Here is a 14,340-nt window from a genome sequence, read left to right on the forward strand (position 1 = left end):
CGTCCGCGTGGTTCCCTGACCGGCATGAGCACAATGAACGTGACGACCTGGTCCCTCGAACAGACCTCCCCCGACGACCTTGCGCCCGTCGCTCCCCCCGCGGGCGACGGGCTGCGGATCGTACGGGCCGAGGTCGCGTCGCCCGAGTTCAGCCGCTTCCTCTACACCGCGGTCGGCGGCGACGTCCGCTGGACGGACCGACTGCCGTGGTCGTACGAGCAGTGGCGCCAGGCCGTGGAGCGGCCCGGCGTCGAGACGTGGGTCGCCTACGACCGGGGGACTCCGGCCGGATACGTCGAACTGGAGGCGCAGGCCGAGGGCGCGGTGGAGATCGTCTACTTCGGGCTGATCCCCGCCTTCCGCGGCCGGCGCATCGGCGGGCACCTCCTCTCGTACGGGATCCAGCGCGCCTGGGACCTGGCGGAGCGCCACCCCGGCCGGGACGCCACGAAGCGGGTGTGGCTGCACACCTGCTCCAAGGACGGCCCGCACGCGATGGCCAACTACGAGCGGCGCGGGTTCCGGCTCTTCGACACCAAGGTGGAGGAGGAGCCGGAGGTCGCCAACCCGGGGCCGTGGCCGGGGGCCCACCCCGCACAGGGCCTCGCATAAGCCCCGCGCAAGCCCCGCACGAGACCCCGCACAAGACCCCGCACAAGACCCGCGCAAGTCCCCGCATAAGCCCCGCACGAAACCCCGCACGAAACTCTCGGCACAGGCGTCCCACAGCGTGACCCAGACCACATCGTCCCAGCATTCGGGACGATGTGGTCCACATTTTGGATAGTGGTGGACTGGCCCAAGACCCTCGTGCCACGCTTCCGTCATGTCCACAGCTGGAGTTGCCTTGATCAGTCGGCGTCACGTCGACCTCGGCCGCATGTCCAGCGCCATCTGTCCGGCCTGCTGACGGCCCACTGACGGCCCGGCACTGCCGCACATCTGATCTTTCTCCGCTTCGTACTGCCCGACCCGCATGTCTGCACGCCGCCGCGCCCTTTCTGCGCGAGTGTGCAGGTCAGAGCCGTCTGCCCGCAGTTCCCCGCAGTCCAGAAGGACGTACCGCCATGTCTGCCACCCCAGAGAAGCCCGCCGCGGGTGCTGCCGTCACGGCCCGCCGCAAGGCCGGACGCCATCGCGGCGAAGGCCAGTGGGCCGTAGGGCATCACACCCCCCTCAACGGCAACGAGCAGTTCAAGAAGGACGACGACGGTCTCAATGTGCGGACACGCATTGAGACGATCTACTCCAAGCGCGGTTTCGACTCGATCGACCCCAACGACCTGCGCGGGCGCATGCGTTGGTGGGGTCTGTACACCCAGCGCAAGCCCGGGATCGACGGCGGCAAGACCGCGATCCTGGAGCCGGAGGAGCTGGACGACGAGTACTTCATGCTGCGGGTACGGATCGACGGCGGGCGGCTGACCACCGAGCAGCTGCGGGTGATCGGCGAGATCTCGCAGGAGTTCGCGCGGGGCACCGCCGACCTCACCGACCGGCAGAACGTCCAGTACCACTGGATCCGCATCGAGGACGTGCCGGAGATCTGGCGCCGCCTGGAGGCCGTCGGCCTGTCGACGACCGAGGCGTGCGGCGACACCCCGCGCGTCATCCTCGGCTCGCCGGTCGCCGGGATCGCGGTCGACGAGATCATCGACGGCACGCCCGCCATCGAGGAGATCTACCGCCGCTTCATCGGCAACCCGGACTTCTCCAACCTGCCCCGCAAGTTCAAGTCGGCGGTCTCCGGATCCCCGCAGCTGGACGTGGCGCACGAGATCAACGACATCGCGTTCGTCGGCGTGGAGCACCCCGAGCACGGCCCCGGCTTCGACCTGTGGGTCGGCGGCGGGCTCTCCACCAACCCCAAACTGGGTGTACGGCTGGGTACTTGGGTCGCCCTGGCGGACGTCCCCGACGTCTACGGCGGGGTCATCGGCATCTTCCGCGACTACGGATACCGGCGGCTGCGCAACCGCGCCCGGCTGAAGTTCCTGGTCGCCGACTGGGGCCCCGAGAAGTTCCGGCAGGTCCTGGAGGACGAGTACCTGGGGCGCAAGCTCACCGACGGACCCGCGCCGCAGCAGCCGAAGGGCGTCTGGCGCGACCACCTCGGCGTGCACCGGCAGAAGGACGGCCGCTTCTACGTCGGCTTCGCGCCGCGCGTGGGCCGGGTGGACGGCTCCACGCTGACGAAGATCGCGGAGCTGGCCGACGCGCACGGCTCGGGCCGGCTGCGTACCACCGCCGAGCAGAAGATGATCGTGCTCGACGTCGCCGAGGAGCAGATCGAGTCACTGGTGTCAGGGCTCGAATCGCTGGACCTGCGGGTCACGCCCTCGCCCTTCCGGCGGGGCACGATGGCCTGCACCGGAATCGAGTTCTGCAAGCTGGCGATCGTCGAGACGAAGGCGCGCGGCTCCGCCCTGATCGACGAACTGGAGCGCCGCATCCCGGAGTTCGACGAGCCCCTCACCATCAACATCAACGGCTGCCCGAACGCCTGCGCCCGTATCCAGGTCGCCGACATCGGCCTCAAGGGCCAGCTGGTCCTCGACGACGACGGCAACCAGGTGGAGGGCTTCCAGGTGCACCTGGGCGGCGCGCTCGGCCTGGAGGCCGGATTCGGCCGCAAGGTCCGTGGCCTGAAGGTGACTTCGGCGGAGCTGCCCGACTACGTGGAGCGCGTCCTGACCCGGTTCCAGGACCAGCGCGAGGACGGCGAGCGCTTCGCGACCTGGGCGGCGCGCGCGGCGGACGGAGACCTGTCGTGAGCGAGCGAGCGGCCCCTTTCCACTGCCCGTACTGCGGCGACGAGGACCTGCGGCCCAACGAGAGCGGACACGGCGCCTGGGAGTGCCACGCCTGCAACCGGGCGTTCCAGCTGAAGTACCTGGGCCTGCTGTCCAGGGGCGTCGCCAGGACCAACACCACGGAAGGAGAAGGGACATGACAGTCGTTCAGGAAGATCTGCGGGCACTGGCCGAGCAGGCGGGACGCGACCTTGAGGACGCGTCCCCGCTCGACATCCTGAAGTGGGCGACCGCCACCTTCGGCAGTCGCTTCTGCGTCACCTCCTCCATGGAGGACGCGGTCGTCGCCCACCTCGCCTCCCGCGCCCTGCCCGGTGTCGACGTCGTCTTCCTCGACACCGGCTACCACTTCGAGGAGACCATCGGCACCCGCGACGCCGTGGACGCGGTGATGGACGTCAACGTCATCACTCTTGCCCCGAGGCAGACCGTCGCCGAGCAGGACGCCGAGTACGGGCCGAAGCTGCACGCCCGCGACCCGGACCTGTGCTGCGCCCTGCGCAAGGTCAAGCCCCTTGAGGAGGGCTTGAGTTCGTACGACGCATGGGCCACGGGCCTGCGCCGCGACGAGTCGCCCACCCGGGCGAGCACGCCGGTCGTCGGCTGGGACGAGAAGCGCCGCAAGGTCAAGGTGTCGCCGATCGCCCGCTGGACGCAGGACGACGTCGAGGCGTACGTCGCCGAGCACGGCGTCCTCACCAACCCGCTCCTGACGGACGGCTACGCGTCCGTCGGCTGCGCGCCCTGCACCCGCAGGGTCCTGGAGGGCGAGGACGCACGCGCCGGACGCTGGGCCGGACGCAACAAGACCGAATGCGGGCTGCACTGATGACGGCCAGTCAGGAGACACCGAAGATGACCGGAGCCACCGTCTGGCTCACCGGCCTGCCCAGCGCGGGCAAGACCACCCTCGCGTACGAGCTCGCGGCCCGGCTGCGCGCGGAGGGCCGCAAGGTCCAGGTGCTCGACGGTGACGAGATCCGCGAGTTCCTCTCCGCCGGGCTCGGCTTCAGCCGCGAGGACCGGCACACCAACGTCCAGCGGATCGGATACGTCGCCGAACTCCTGGCCCGTAACGGCGTGTTGGCACTCGCGCCCGTCATCGCCCCGTACGCCGACAGCCGGGAGGCGGTCCGCAAGCGGCACCAGTCGGAGGGCACCGCGTATCTGGAGGTGCACGTGGCGACGCCGGTCGAGGTGTGCTCCGTACGCGATGTGAAGGGCCTGTACGCCAAGCAGGCGGCCGGGGAGATATCCGGGCTGACCGGGGTCGACGATCCCTACGAGGCCCCGGCCGACCCGGACCTGCGCATCGAGTCGCACACGCAGTCCGTGCAGGAGTCCGCAGCGGCGCTGCACGCGCTGCTCACCGAGAGGGGTCTGGCGTGACGGCCACTGCCGCAACCACCGAAGAGGGCACTGCCGACGAAGGCCTCGGCAGCCCCTTCGCGCTCAGCCACCTGGACTCGCTGGAGTCCGAGGCGGTGCACATCTTCCGCGAGGTGGCGGGCGAGTTCGAGCGGCCGGTGATCCTCTTCTCCGGCGGCAAGGACTCGATCGTCATGCTGCACCTGGCGCTGAAGGCGTTCGCCCCGGCGGCGGTTCCCTTCTCGCTGCTGCACGTGGACACCGGGCACAACTTCCCCGAGGTCCTTGAGTACCGGGACCGGGCCGTGGCGCGGCACGGGCTGCGGCTGCACGTCGCCTCCGTGCAGGACTACATCGACCGGGGCGTGCTGCGCGAGCGGCCCGACGGGACGCGCAACCCGCTGCAGACCCTGCCCCTGACGGAGAAGATCCAGGCCGAGCGGTTCGACGCGGTCTTCGGCGGCGGTCGCCGCGACGAGGAGAAGGCGCGTGCCAAGGAGCGGGTGTTCAGCCTGCGGGACGAGTTCTCGCAGTGGGACCCGCGCCGCCAGCGCCCCGAGCTGTGGCAGCTGTACAACGGGCGGCACGCGCCGGGCGAGCACGTCCGGGTCTTCCCGCTCTCCAACTGGACCGAGCTCGACGTGTGGCAGTACATCGCCCGCGAGAAGATCGAACTCCCGCGGATCTACTACGCGCACGAGCGTGAGGTGTTCGCCCGCAACGGCATGTGGCTGACCGCCGGCGAGTGGGGCGGGCCCAAGGAGTCCGAGACGACGCAGACCCGGCTGATCCGCTACCGCACGGTCGGCGACATGTCCTGCACGGGCGCCGTCGACTCGGACGCGGTGACGCTGGAGCAGGTCATCACCGAGATCGCCGCGTCCCGGCTGACCGAGCGGGGCGCCACCAGGGCCGACGACAAGATGTCCGAGGCCGCGATGGAAGACCGCAAGCGCGAGGGGTACTTCTAAACATGACCACCGTGAGCACCGCTTCCGCGGTTGATCAGTTGAGCACCACCACCCTTCTTCGCTTCGCGACCGCCGGGTCCGTCGACGACGGCAAGTCCACCCTGGTCGGGCGGCTGCTGCACGACTCCAAGTCGGTACTGACCGACCAGCTGGAGGCCGTCGAGCACGCCTCCCGCAACCGCGGCCAGAGCGCTCCCGACCTCGCGCTGCTCACCGACGGCCTGCGGGCCGAGCGCGAGCAGGGCATCACCATCGACGTCGCGTACCGCTACTTCGCGACGACCCGGCGCCGGTTCATCCTGGCCGACACCCCCGGGCACGTGCAGTACACCCGCAACATGGTGACCGGCGCTTCCACCGCCGAGCTGGCCGTCGTCCTGGTCGACGCCCGCAACGGCGTCGTCGAGCAGACCCGCCGACACGCCGCCGTCGCCGCACTGCTGCGCGTCCCGCACGTCGTGCTCGCCGTGAACAAGATGGACCTGGTCGACTACGCCGAGCCCGTCTTCGCCGCGATCGCAAAGGAATTCACCGCGTACGCAAGCGAGTTGGGCGTCCCCGAGATCACCGCGATCCCGATCTCGGCGCTCGCCGGGGACAATGTGGTCGAGCCGTCCGCGCACATGGACTGGTACGGCGGGCCGACCGTCCTGGAGCACCTGGAGACGGTCCCGGTCGCACACGACCTGACCGCCTGCCACGCCCGCTTCCCGGTCCAGTACGTGATCCGCCCGCAGTCCGCCGAGCACCCCGACTACCGGGGCTACGCGGGGCAGATCGCGGCCGGTGCGTTCCGGGTGGGCGAGCGGGTGACCGTGCTGCCTTCGGGGCGCACCAGCACCATCGAGGGGATCGACGCGCTCGGCGAGGCCGTCGACATCGCATGGGCGCCGCAGTCGGTGACGCTGCGCCTCGCCGACGACATCGACATCTCGCGCGGCGACCTGATCGCCCCGGTCGGGGACGCCCCGAAGCCGACGCAGGACGTCGAGGCGACGGTCTGCCACGTCGCCGACCAGCCGCTTGCCGTCGGCCAGCGGGTGCTGCTCAAGCACACCACCCGTACGGTCAAGGCGATCGTGAAGGACATTCCGTCCCGGCTCACCCTGGACGACCTCTCCCAGCACCCGGCCCCCGGGCAACTGGTGGCCAACGACATCGGCCGGGTCGTCGTACGGACCGCGGAGCCGCTCGCGCTGGACGCGTACGCGGACTCGCGGCGCACGGGCTCGTTCCTCCTGATCGACCCGGCGGACGGCACGACGCTCGCCGCGGGCATGGCGGGCGAGTCCTTCGCGACCCATGCGGTCACCCACTCCCTTCCGGACGAAGAGGGCTGGGACTTCTGATGATGACGGCGGCGACGACGACGGTCGACGTGTACGCGTCCTTCGCGAAGGAGGGCGGCCGCATCGGCAGCGGCACCCTCGGCAGCGGGCAGGGCGGGGTCGGGCGATGTGTGCGATGACGTACGTCTCCGGCCCCCGCACCGCCTTCGGCGCCCGTACCTCCTCCGGCGCCCGTACCTCCTGCCGCGCTCACAGACGAAGACCCGAGGACTGCCTGCCATGTCTGCCTCCCGCCCCACCCTGCGCCGGTCCCTGACCGCCGCCACCGCACTGCCCCTGCTGATCGCCGTGCTCGGCGCCTGCGGTTACGGCTCCCAGGCCAAGACCGAGGACAAGACCGTCCCCGTCGCCAAGGGCGAGAAGGTCGGCGGCCTCGACGAGGTGAAGATCGGCTACTTCGCCAACGTCACGCATGCCACCGCACTGGCGGGCCTCCAAGAGGGCCTGTTCCAGAAGGAGTTGGGCGGCACGAAGATCAAGTCACAGGTCTTCAACGCGGGCCCCTCCGAGATCGAGGCGCTCAACGCCAAGGCCATCGACATCGGCTGGATCGGCCCCTCCCCCTCCATCAACGGCTACACCAAGTCCAAGGGCCAGAACCTGCGCATCATCGGCGGTTCGGCCTCCGGCGGAGTCTCCCTCGTCGTCAAGGCCGACAGGATCAAGTCGCTGGACGACCTCAAGGGCAAGCGCATCGCGACCCCGCAGCTCGGCAACACCCAGGACGTCGCGCTCCTCAACTACCTGTCTGAGAAGGGCCACAAGGTCGAGGCCGCCACCGGCAAGGGCGACGTGACCGTGGTCCGGCAGGACAACAAGGAGATCCCCAACTCCTTCAAGTCCGGTGCCATCGACGGGGCCTGGGTGCCTGAGCCGACGGCCGCACGGCTGGTCGAGGCGGGCGGCAAGGTGCTGCTCGACGAGAAGAAGCTGTGGAAGGACGACAAGTTCGTCATCACGAACATCATCGTCCGGCAGGACTTCCTGAAGGAGCACCCGGACGTCGTCGAGGCGGTGCTGCGCGGCTCGTTCAGGACCAACGCGTGGATCAAGGCCAACCCCGACAGGGCCAAGGCGAGCATCAACGCGAAGCTGAAGACGGACTCCGGCAAGGAACTGCCCTCGAAGGTCCTGGACCAGGCGTTCATGAACGTCGACGTCCTCGACGACCCGCTGGCCTCGACCCTGCGCGACGAGGCGCAGCACGCGGTGAAGGCCGGTCTGCTGAAGAACCCGCTGCTGGACGGCATCTACGACCTGCGCCCGCTGAACAAGGTCCTCAAGGCAGAGGGCAAGCCGGCCGTCGACGACGCCGGGCTCGGCGTCAAGTAGCCCCGTAAGTCAGGCAGTTCAGCCCTCAGGAGGGGAGACCCATGGCCACCGCACTCGTACAGCAGGAATCGGCCGCCGCGCCGGTCGCGGAGCAGGAGTCGTCGTACGCCGCGCGCATCGACCACGTCTCCAAGTCGTTCGGCCGGCCAGGATCGGGCCGGCAGCTCGTGCTGGACGACATCAGCATCGATGTCGCACCGGGCGAGTTCGTGACCCTCCTGGGGGCGTCGGGCTGCGGCAAGTCGACGCTGCTCAACCTGGTCGCCGGGCTCGACAGGCCGTCGGCCGGGAAGATCGACGTGCCGGGCGGGCGCCCGGCGCTGATGTTCCAGGAGCACGCGCTGTTCCCCTGGCTGACCGCGGGCAAGAACATCGAGCTGGCGCTGAAGCTGCGGGGCGTCGCGAAGGCCGACCGCAGGTCCGAGGCGGAGCGCCTCCTCGAACTCGTACGCCTGGGGGGTGCGTACGGGAAGCGGGTGCACGAGCTGTCGGGAGGCATGCGCCAGCGCGTCGCGCTCGCCCGCGCACTCGCCCAGGACAGCCAACTCCTTCTGATGGACGAGCCGTTCGCGGCGCTGGACGCCATCACGCGGGACGTGCTGCACGAGGAGCTGACGCGGATCTGGGCGGAGACTTCGGTCTCGGTCCTGTTCGTCACGCACAACGTGCGCGAGGCGGTGCGGCTCGCGGAGCGTGTCGTCCTGCTGTCGTCGCGCCCTGGGCGGATCGCCCACGAATGGCAGGTCGGCATTCCGCAGCCGCGTCGGATCGAGGATTCCGCGGTGGCCGACCTGTCCGTAGAGATCACCGAACAGCTGCGTGGGGAGATCCGCCGACATGGCCAGCACTGATACCACTGACGCCGCCGAGGCCGCCGAAGCTGCTGAAGCCGGCGGGGCCACCGGGGCTGGTGGCGCCACTGGGGCCACTCCGGCTTCTGGGGCCCCTGCGGCCTCTGGGGCCTCTGCGGCCGAGAAGGCCCTGCCGTCCGAGACGTCCTCGAAGCTCTCCAAATCCTCGAAGGCCGAGAAGTCCTCGAAGCCCGAGAAGTCCTCGAAGGCCGACGCGGTACGGGAAACCCCGCCCGCCGCCGGCCTGGCCGGGCTCGAAGCGGGCCTCGACGCACTGGAGACGCGCCCCGTCCACGAGCGCGTCGGTCTCGGCCGGATCCTCCTCTCCAAGGTCGTTCCGCCGCTCGTCGCCATCGCCCTGGTCGTCACGGTCTGGCAGCTCGCCGCTGCCTCCGACCTCAAGCCCGACTACGTACTGCCGGCCCCGCTCGACGTGGCGAGGTCCGTCCGGTCGATGTGGCTCGACGGGACCCTCCTCGGCTACATCTGGACGAGCATCTCGCGCGGCGCCCTCGGCTTCCTGGTCTCCGTCGCGATCGGCACGCCACTGGGTCTGCTGGTGGCCCGGGTGAAGGTGGTCCGGGCGGCGATCGGCCCGATCCTCTCCGGCCTCCAGTCCCTGCCCTCGGTGGCCTGGGTGCCGGCCGCGATCATCTGGTTCGGCCTGACCGACGCGACGATCTACGCGGTGGTGCTCCTCGGCGCCGTCCCGTCCATCGCCAACGGCCTGGTCTCCGGCGTCGACCAGATCCCGCCGCTCCACCTGCGGGCCGGCCGCACCCTCGGCGCGAGCGGTCTCAACAGCGTCCGGCACATCCTGCTGCCCGCCGCACTGCCCGGCTATCTCGCCGGACTCAAGCAGGGCTGGGCGTTCTCCTGGCGCTCCCTCATGGCCGCCGAGCTGATCGCGAACTCCCCCGACCTAGGCACCGGGCTCGGCCAGCTGATGGAGAACTTCCGCATCAACAGCGACATGTCGGGCGTACTGGCTACGATCATCCTGATCCTGATCGTCGGCATCGGCATCGACCTGCTGTTCTTCTCCCCCCTGGAACGCCGCGTGCTGCGCAGCCGCGGCCTCCTCGTCAGGAGCTGATCCCCCGTGGACCGCCTGCCCGAGGCCTCCTCCCCCACCCTCCTCCTCGTCGCCCACGGCAGCCGCGACCCGCGCCATGCGCACACCGTGCGGGCGCTGGCCTCGCGGGTGCGGGAGCTACGGCCGTGGACCCGGGTGGAGGTGTCCTTCCTGGACTTCAACTCACCTTCCACAACGGACCAGTTGGGCCGTCTGGCGGCGGAGGGCGCCCGGGACGTGGTCGCGCTCCCCCTCCTCCTGACCCGCGCCTTCCACGCCAAGTCGGACCTCCCCGCCGTGCTGCACGCGGCGTCGGTGCTCCATCCCCGGCTGCGCATCGTCCAGGCGGAAGTGCTGGGGCCCTCGCCGCTCCTCGTCTCCGCTGTCGAGCGGCGGCTGTACGAGACCGGGCTCCGGCCCGGCGACAAGAGCTCGACCGGGGTCGTCCTGGCCTCGGCGGGCTCCACGGACCCGGAGGCGATCGCAGTGATCGCTGAAATCGCGCGGGAGCTGCGGCACACCGGTTGGTGCGCCGTGCGGCCTGCGTTCGCCTCCGCGGCACTGCCCCGCACCGAGGACGCGGTGCGGGCCCTGCGCACGGACCCCGGCGTCGCCCGGGTGGCCGTCGCCCCGTACGTCCTGGCCCCCGGCTTCCTGCCGGACAGGATCGTACGGGGGGCGGGGGAGGCCGGCGCCGAGGTGGTGGCGGACGTACTGGGAGCCTGCCCCGAGCTGGCCGAACTGGCGGTGACCAGGTACGAGGAGGCGGGGCGGACGGCGCTGGTGGGCGCGGCGGCGTAGCCGTCCGTCGGGGGTCTGCCCGGCGGACAGGCCCTACTCGAAGCTGAGCCGGCCCGCCCGGGTCCGCTTCAGTTCGAAGAAGTCACCGTGGTGGGCCAGTACCCGGAAGCTGTCGAAGAGGCGCCCCGCTTCCTCGCCCCTCGGGATCGATTGCAGCACGGGCCCGAACCACACCGTCCCGTCCACGTGGATCGTCGGCGTGCCGACATATCCGCCCGCCTCGGGGTCCTGCCCCGCCTCATGGCTCCGCCGCACCGCCTCGTCGTACTCCTTCGAGTGCGCGGCCCCGGCCAGCTCCGCGGGCAGTCCCAGCTCGGCGAGGGCCTGGGTGATCACCTCGTCGAAGTCCTTGTTCCGCTCCTGGTGGATACGGGTGCCGAACGCGGTGTAGAGGTCCCGCAGCACGCCGTCCTGGCCCTCGTCCCCCGCCTGCTGGGCCGCCGCGACGGCCACCCGTACCGGGCTGATCGACTTGTCGACCAGCTCCCGGTACCACTCCTCCAGATCGTTGCCCTCGTTGTGGAGGTAGAGGCTCATCGGGCGGAACCGCAGCACGATGTCGCGCTGCTGTTCCACCTCCAGCATCCAGCGGGACGTGATCCAGGCGAAGGGGCAGGCGGGGTCGAAGTAGAAGTCGACCTCGGTGGGCTTCTCCGCGGACTTCTCGGCGGATTTCTCGGCGCTCGTCATGTCGGTGACACTAGCCATCAAGTGCCCCCGCGGTGCGGGCCATTCACGCCGTGTCCCAGCGGGCCACTTTCACAGGGAGAAGGAGGTCCTGGTGCTGGAGCGGCTGAACCGGGCCATGGAGCACGTCGAGAGCCGGCTCGGACCCGGGCAGGAGCCCGATGTCGCCGAGTCGGCGCGGATCGCGATGACGTCGGAGTACCACTTCCGGCGGATGTTCTCCGCGCTGGCGGGGATTCCGCTGTCGGAGTACGTGCGGCGCAGGCGGCTGACCCTCGCGGGGGCCGAGGTGCTGGACGACCGGCGGACCCTGCTGGAGATCGCCGTGCGGTACGGGTACGGCTCGGGCGAGGCGTTCGCCCGGGCGTTCCGGGCCCTGCACGGGGTCGGTCCCGGCGAGGCCCGGCGGACCGGCGCCGCCCTGCGTTCCCAGCCCCGGATGTCCTTCCGTCTGGTCGTCGAGGGGAACAGCAGCATCGGCTACCGGGTCGTGGAGAAGGACGCCTTCCGGGTGATCGGGAAGAAGGCGCGGGTGCCACTGGTCCACGAAGGGGTCAACCCCGCCATCGCCGAGTTCATCAGGAGCATCGGCAGGGAAACGGTGGAACGCATCCGCCGGCTCTCCGACCAGCAGCCGGAAGGGATCGTCGGCGTCAGCGACGACCTTGCCGACAGCCGGGCGGAGGGGACCGGACTCGACTACTACCACGCGGTGGTGAGCGCTGCCGCCGCAGTGCCTGACGATCTCGACGCACTCGACGTCCCGGCCGGAACATGGGCGGTCTTCGCCAGTTCGGGGGCGTTTCCGCAGACGCTGCAGTTCCTGTGGCGGGACGTTTTCACGGAGTGGTTCCCTTCGAATCCTTTCCGGAGCAGGCCGGGGCCGGAAATCCTTCGTACGCGCCTGAACGCGGACGCCTCGGAGGCGGAGGCGGAGTTGTGGATTCCGGTGGAGCGGGACAGTTGATTCAGGCGGTGAGTTCGACGAGTTTCAGCACCGTGTTCCAGTTGCGGCTCGTCACGGTCAGGCCCTTGTTGAGAGCGGGTCTGGCGAGCGCCTCGCCCAGTGTGGAACGGCCAAGTCCTTCGGGGGCGTAGAGGTAGAGGACCCGGTCGCCGAGGCGGAATTCCTCCGGGAGGTAGGAGTCCCGGTCGAGCCCGGCGAACCGCTCGGGGTCGAGCGGGCCGGAGTAGAAGTGGGCGTGCAGTTGCTTGCCTTCGAGCTCGGCTGCGGGGAAGGGGCAGGCCTCGGCGACCGCGCGCAAGTAGGCGTGGTCGCGGACCAGGCAGGCGACGGTGAAGCCGAAGCGCTTCTCGATCGCGGCCTCCAGGTCTCGGGCCAGTGCGTCCTGGGACGCACCGGAGTCCGTGCTGAAGGCGGCGTTGCCGCTGGCGAGGAGGGTGCTCACATCTGTGTGCCCCAACTCGGCCAGGAGCGTGCGCAGTTCCGCCATCGGGATCTTCTTGTGCCCGCTCACGTTGATGCCCCGCAGGAGCGCGGCGTACGTCTTCGTCGTCATGGTCCGACGATAGGCGGCGGCACCGACAATCGGCCGTCACCGCCGAAGACGCGGCGGAACAACGGACATCGGCCGCCGTGCCCCGTGGGGGGAGAGCACGGCGCCCGACCGTTCAGGAGCAGGTCACGGTGTTACTCGACGACCTTCAGGAGCTTGTTGGGCGTCCCCGCGGACGGGTTGGTGATCTTGTCCGGGGTGGCTCCGCCGGTCAGGGCCTCCGCGACCTGGGCCGGGGTGGCGTCCTGGTGACCCGCCAGGTAGATGGCTGCCGCGCCGACCACGTGCGGGGTCGCCATCGACGTGCCGGAGATGGTCTTCGTACCGTCGTCGCTGTCGTTCCAGGACGAGGTGATGTCCGAGCCGGGGGCGTAGATGTCCACGATCGAACCGAAGTTGGAGAAGTCGGACTGGGCGTCCGCGTTGGTCGAGGAGGCGACCGTGATGGCCTCCGGGACACGGGCCGGGGAGTGGTCCTTGGCGTCACTGGCGTCGTTTCCGGCGGCGACCGCGAAGGTGACGCCGGAGGCGATGGCCTTCTGGACGGCCGCGTCGAGGGCCGGGTCGGCGCCGCCGCCGAGGCTCATGTTGGCGACGGAGGGGCCCTTGTGGTTCTTGGTGACCCAGTCGATGCCCGCGACGACCTGCTCCGTGGTGCCGGAGCCCGAGTCGTCGAGGACCCGGACGGCGACGATCTTCGCCTTCTTGGCGACGCCGTGCGCGGTGCCCGCGATGGTTCCGGCGACGTGCGTGCCGTGACCGTTGCCGTCGTCCGCGTTGTCGTCGTTGTCGATGGCGTCGAAGCCGGAGACGGCGCGTCCGCCGAAGTCCTTGTGCGTGATGCGCACCCCGGTGTCGACGACGTAGGCGGTCACGCCCTCGCCCGCGCTGTCCGGGTAGGTGTACTTCTTGTCGCCGGCCGTGTCGGCCTGGTCGATGCGGTCGATGCCCCAGGACGGCGGGTTGTCCTGGGTGGCGTCGGCGTGGAACTTCTTGTTCTGCACGACCTTGGCGACCGCCGGGTCGGCGGCCAGCCGCTTGGCCTCGGTCTCGGTGAGGCCACTGGCGGAGAACCCGTTGACGGCCGAGCTGTAGTTGCGCCCGAGCTCACCGCCGTAGTTCTCGGCGAGGGCCTTCTTGTCGGCCTTCTGGTCGAGCAGCACGATGTAGCTGCCCGCTACCGCACCCGCGGCGTTCGCACCGTAGACGGTGCCTTCGGCGGGAGCCGCACCCGCGGTGGGGGCGGAGAGGGCGGTCATGCCTGCCACGGCGGCCACGGTCGTTATCGCCGCGATCAGCTTGGTCCTGTGTATGGCCATGAAGAGGGATCTCCTCGCCATTCTTATGTGGGGGGAATGTGGGGGTAACCCCCAGCGACCGGAAGTCCTCCGGGGGTTGGGTCGAAACACTGACCGATTGACGGCGACAGATCAAGACCTCCATACGGCCGTAATCCATTAAACAAAAATCCGTAATCAAAAATGGGGACAGGCCAGGCCGAGTCGGGCACTTCGTCAACGGGGCTTACTTTTAAGTCAGTTGGCGCCTTCACAAAAAACCCGGCCCTTGCGAATAT

16 protein-coding genes are annotated in these 14,340 nt (G+C 69.8%); 13 read left to right on the forward strand and 3 right to left on the reverse strand.

Annotated elements, in window-relative coordinates:
- The first annotated feature begins 24 nt into the window (after positions 1–24).
- The 12 genes from ACWGIG_RS14380 (at position 25) to ACWGIG_RS14435 (ending at position 10,560) form a co-directional block, all read left to right on the forward strand.
- Complete coding sequence (locus ACWGIG_RS14380) at positions 25–612, forward strand: GNAT family N-acetyltransferase (RefSeq protein ID WP_453321883.1); 588 nt, start codon at positions 25–27, stop codon at positions 610–612.
- Between the two features lie 214 nt (positions 613–826).
- On the forward strand, positions 827–910 hold the full coding sequence (locus ACWGIG_RS14385) for a putative leader peptide (protein WP_318299652.1): 84 nt from the start codon (positions 827–829) through the stop codon (positions 908–910).
- Between the two features lie 157 nt (positions 911–1,067).
- On the forward strand, positions 1,068–2,774 hold the full coding sequence (locus ACWGIG_RS14390; RefSeq protein ID WP_453321884.1) for a nitrite/sulfite reductase: 1,707 nt from the start codon (positions 1,068–1,070) through the stop codon (positions 2,772–2,774).
- Positions 2,771–2,953 (forward strand): hypothetical protein, encoded by a 183-nt coding sequence (locus tag ACWGIG_RS14395; protein ID WP_453321885.1) that lies wholly within the window; start codon positions 2,771–2,773, stop codon positions 2,951–2,953. The genes ACWGIG_RS14390 and ACWGIG_RS14395 overlap by 4 nt, the downstream gene beginning before the upstream one ends.
- On the forward strand, positions 2,950–3,642 hold the full coding sequence (locus ACWGIG_RS14400) for a phosphoadenylyl-sulfate reductase (RefSeq protein WP_453321886.1): 693 nt from the start codon (positions 2,950–2,952) through the stop codon (positions 3,640–3,642). Before ACWGIG_RS14395 ends, ACWGIG_RS14400 begins: the two co-directional genes overlap by 4 nt.
- Before the next feature lie 26 nt (positions 3,643–3,668).
- Positions 3,669–4,202, forward strand: a complete 534-nt coding sequence (gene cysC, locus ACWGIG_RS14405; RefSeq protein ID WP_453321887.1) for an adenylyl-sulfate kinase — start codon at positions 3,669–3,671, stop codon at positions 4,200–4,202.
- Positions 4,199–5,152, forward strand: a complete 954-nt coding sequence (cysD, locus tag ACWGIG_RS14410; RefSeq protein ID WP_453321888.1) for a sulfate adenylyltransferase subunit CysD — start codon at positions 4,199–4,201, stop codon at positions 5,150–5,152. Before cysC ends, cysD begins: the two co-directional genes overlap by 4 nt.
- 2 nt (positions 5,153–5,154) lie before the next feature.
- Complete coding sequence (locus ACWGIG_RS14415; RefSeq protein ID WP_453321889.1) at positions 5,155–6,501, forward strand: sulfate adenylyltransferase subunit 1; 1,347 nt, start codon at positions 5,155–5,157, stop codon at positions 6,499–6,501.
- A 219-nt stretch (positions 6,502–6,720) separates the two neighbouring features.
- Entirely contained in the window at positions 6,721–7,833 is a 1,113-nt protein-coding gene (locus ACWGIG_RS14420) for an aliphatic sulfonate ABC transporter substrate-binding protein (RefSeq protein ID WP_453321890.1), read from the forward strand.
- A gap of 41 nt (positions 7,834–7,874) precedes the next feature.
- A complete protein-coding gene (locus ACWGIG_RS14425; protein ID WP_453321891.1) occupies positions 7,875–8,684 on the forward strand; it encodes an ABC transporter ATP-binding protein in 810 nt (269 codons plus the stop codon).
- Complete coding sequence (locus ACWGIG_RS14430) at positions 8,671–9,780, forward strand: ABC transporter permease (protein WP_453321892.1); 1,110 nt, start codon at positions 8,671–8,673, stop codon at positions 9,778–9,780. The genes ACWGIG_RS14425 and ACWGIG_RS14430 overlap by 14 nt, the downstream gene beginning before the upstream one ends.
- A gap of 15 nt (positions 9,781–9,795) precedes the next feature.
- Complete coding sequence (locus tag ACWGIG_RS14435) at positions 9,796–10,560, forward strand: sirohydrochlorin chelatase (RefSeq protein ID WP_453321899.1); 765 nt, start codon at positions 9,796–9,798, stop codon at positions 10,558–10,560.
- 33 nt (positions 10,561–10,593) lie between these two features.
- Here the strand turns inward: ACWGIG_RS14435 and ACWGIG_RS14440 are convergent, their stop codons facing one another.
- Complete coding sequence (locus tag ACWGIG_RS14440; protein WP_453321893.1) at positions 10,594–11,250, reverse strand: mycothiol-dependent nitroreductase Rv2466c family protein; 657 nt, start codon at positions 11,248–11,250, stop codon at positions 10,594–10,596.
- 91 nt (positions 11,251–11,341) lie between these two features.
- Between ACWGIG_RS14440 and ACWGIG_RS14445 the strand changes: the two genes are divergently transcribed.
- Positions 11,342–12,214, forward strand: coding sequence for an AraC family transcriptional regulator (locus tag ACWGIG_RS14445; RefSeq protein WP_453321894.1), 873 nt, complete (start codon positions 11,342–11,344; stop codon positions 12,212–12,214).
- 1 nt (position 12,215) lies between these two features.
- Here ACWGIG_RS14445 and ACWGIG_RS14450 read toward each other — a convergent pair whose 3' ends face one another.
- Both ACWGIG_RS14450 and ACWGIG_RS14455 read right to left on the reverse strand, forming a co-directional pair.
- Positions 12,216–12,767, reverse strand: coding sequence for a DUF1697 domain-containing protein (locus ACWGIG_RS14450; protein ID WP_453321895.1), 552 nt, complete (start codon positions 12,765–12,767; stop codon positions 12,216–12,218).
- 131 nt (positions 12,768–12,898) lie between these two features.
- Positions 12,899–14,083: a S8 family serine peptidase gene (locus tag ACWGIG_RS14455; RefSeq protein WP_453321896.1), complete on the reverse strand. Its 1,185-nt coding sequence runs from the start codon at positions 14,081–14,083 to the stop codon at positions 12,899–12,901.
- Positions 14,084–14,340: the final 257 nt, after the last annotated feature.

Source organism: Streptomyces sp. NPDC054863 (assembly GCF_053610825.1).

Coding starts and splice junctions, on each gene's coding strand:
- ACWGIG_RS14390 (WP_453321884.1), top strand. CDS start 1,068: ATGTCTGCCACCCCAGAGAAGCCCGCCGCGGGTGCTGCCGTCACGGCC.
- ACWGIG_RS14380 (WP_453321883.1), top strand. CDS start 25: ATGAGCACAATGAACGTGACGACCTGGTCCCTCGAACAGACCTCCCCC.
- ACWGIG_RS14440 (WP_453321893.1), bottom strand. CDS start 11,250: ATGACGAGCGCCGAGAAATCCGCCGAGAAGTCCGCGGAGAAGCCCACC.
- ACWGIG_RS14385 (WP_318299652.1), top strand. CDS start 827: ATGTCCACAGCTGGAGTTGCCTTGATCAGTCGGCGTCACGTCGACCTC.
- ACWGIG_RS14400 (WP_453321886.1), top strand. CDS start 2,950: ATGACAGTCGTTCAGGAAGATCTGCGGGCACTGGCCGAGCAGGCGGGA.
- ACWGIG_RS14430 (WP_453321892.1), top strand. CDS start 8,671: ATGGCCAGCACTGATACCACTGACGCCGCCGAGGCCGCCGAAGCTGCT.
- ACWGIG_RS14420 (WP_453321890.1), top strand. CDS start 6,721: ATGTCTGCCTCCCGCCCCACCCTGCGCCGGTCCCTGACCGCCGCCACC.
- cysC (WP_453321887.1), top strand. CDS start 3,669: ATGACCGGAGCCACCGTCTGGCTCACCGGCCTGCCCAGCGCGGGCAAG.
- ACWGIG_RS14425 (WP_453321891.1), top strand. CDS start 7,875: ATGGCCACCGCACTCGTACAGCAGGAATCGGCCGCCGCGCCGGTCGCG.
- ACWGIG_RS14455 (WP_453321896.1), bottom strand. CDS start 14,083: ATGGCCATACACAGGACCAAGCTGATCGCGGCGATAACGACCGTGGCC.
- ACWGIG_RS14415 (WP_453321889.1), top strand. CDS start 5,155: ATGACCACCGTGAGCACCGCTTCCGCGGTTGATCAGTTGAGCACCACC.
- ACWGIG_RS14450 (WP_453321895.1), bottom strand. CDS start 12,767: ATGACGACGAAGACGTACGCCGCGCTCCTGCGGGGCATCAACGTGAGC.